This is a genomic window from Pseudomonas sp. FBF18, assembly GCF_024261405.1.
Taxonomy (GTDB): Bacteria; Pseudomonadota; Gammaproteobacteria; order Pseudomonadales; family Pseudomonadaceae; genus Aquipseudomonas; species Aquipseudomonas palmensis.
This window is the reverse complement of record NZ_QKRS01000042.1, coordinates 1-1292: the sequence shown is the minus strand read 5'-3', so window position 1 is coordinate 1292 and position 1292 is coordinate 1. Positions and strand designations below refer to the sequence as shown.

At 46.3% G+C, this 1292-nt stretch carries 2 protein-coding genes; both read left to right on the top strand.

Annotated features, from left to right (window positions below):
- Positions 1-429, top strand: a 429-nt coding sequence (locus tag DN387_RS26000) for a hypothetical protein (RefSeq protein WP_368044657.1), incomplete at its 5' end; no start/stop codon positions are given.
- Positions 430-432: 3 nt separating this feature from the next.
- The gene (locus DN387_RS25995) at positions 433-969 is read left to right on the top strand and encodes a hypothetical protein (protein ID WP_153046135.1); all 537 of its coding nucleotides are present in this window, start codon (positions 433-435) and stop codon (positions 967-969) included.
- Positions 970-1292 lie beyond the last annotated feature (323 nt).

The following is a 1292-nucleotide window of genomic DNA, read 5'->3' as shown; positions in this document are numbered from 1 at the left end:
ATCAGTTACTTTGGTGGGTTGAACCTGTTCATATATGCGCCGAATCCGATTGACTGGATAGATCCATTTGGGCTGGCTAAACGGGGACCTAAGACCAATGGTGAAGGGCCGCATAACCAAGTCATTCATGCTTGGGGGCGAGAGGTTCAAGCATCAGGGGGTACCGTTCTAGCTGGAGGTGGCGTTGAAAAAGAAAATTTAATTAAAACTCCTGGAGGTAATAAAGAGGGACGCCGGCCGGACATTATCTATAGAGATGCTGATGGCAAAGTTGTCTATGGGAATGTAGGGAAAGTCAAAGCTGATGGGAGCACACCAGTCCCGCGCGAGCAAAAAGCTATGGAAGACTTACGTACCAAAACTTTAGGTGTCGATAGACCAGCTGATGTTCAATTTCGACCTTATAACAAAAATTGTCCGTCGAGGTGAGTCATGGAAAAAACAGTTTTTATGGATTTTCAAGAGTACATTGGAGTGGTTAATGAGTTGAGGGATGAAACTGGGTTTGGAGTGTATATCTCATACCGAATGAATGAACCATTTCTACTTGTAAAAGATAGGGGCTTTGTAAGGCTCGATTCATTTGAGCTCTTTCCTCAGATGAAAATAATAATGGGCTCAGATCGCGACTTCTCCTTCAAGGGGAAAGCCCAGATTGAAGTTGACAGGAAGGATAAAGTTGGTTTTGTTCGTGCTTGCTATGGGGGGGAAGACGAATATGCTATTGGAGCAACAATTTTTAGTGGTGATAAATCTGAGTCTGAAAAAGTTATTGATCGTGTACTGACAAGAATTTTGAAGAAAATAGCACGCAAAGGTGTTAAGGACTCAGGGGGGAATGTTAGTTATGTTACCGATCGATATTACTGGACCGAAGGAGCGTTTGTTTCAGGGAAGAACTGGCATTTGTTCCTTGGGCGGGGAGTGGATAGGCCGAAAAACTCTTGTCCTGGATACTTCCCGAAGTAGCAAGTTTTTGGGGTTACTTGATTTTATGGTCGCGTAGGCTTGCTTTTTAAGATTGGTTCCTCTCTATCCGTCCGGGAATCTCAGCCGCCAACTGCACAGGAGTACGCAGGTAGGTCACTTAGTACCCATTTGGCTGTTTAAAAAGATGCGGCGACGGCAACCACAAGGCCGAGTTCATCTATAACGCCCTTGGGCGGCACTTGCACAAGCATTCGGCGGCGCATTACTGGAACAAACCTGAAGCCGGTACTGGCTGGAACCAGCTGGAGCGAGCCAAGCGCCAGCGCGAGATGAACTGTGGTTTCACCCTGTTCGGTTGGGAT

Coding starts and splice junctions, on each gene's coding strand:
- DN387_RS25995 (WP_153046135.1), top strand. CDS start 433: ATGGAAAAAACAGTTTTTATGGATTTTCAAGAGTACATTGGAGTGGTT.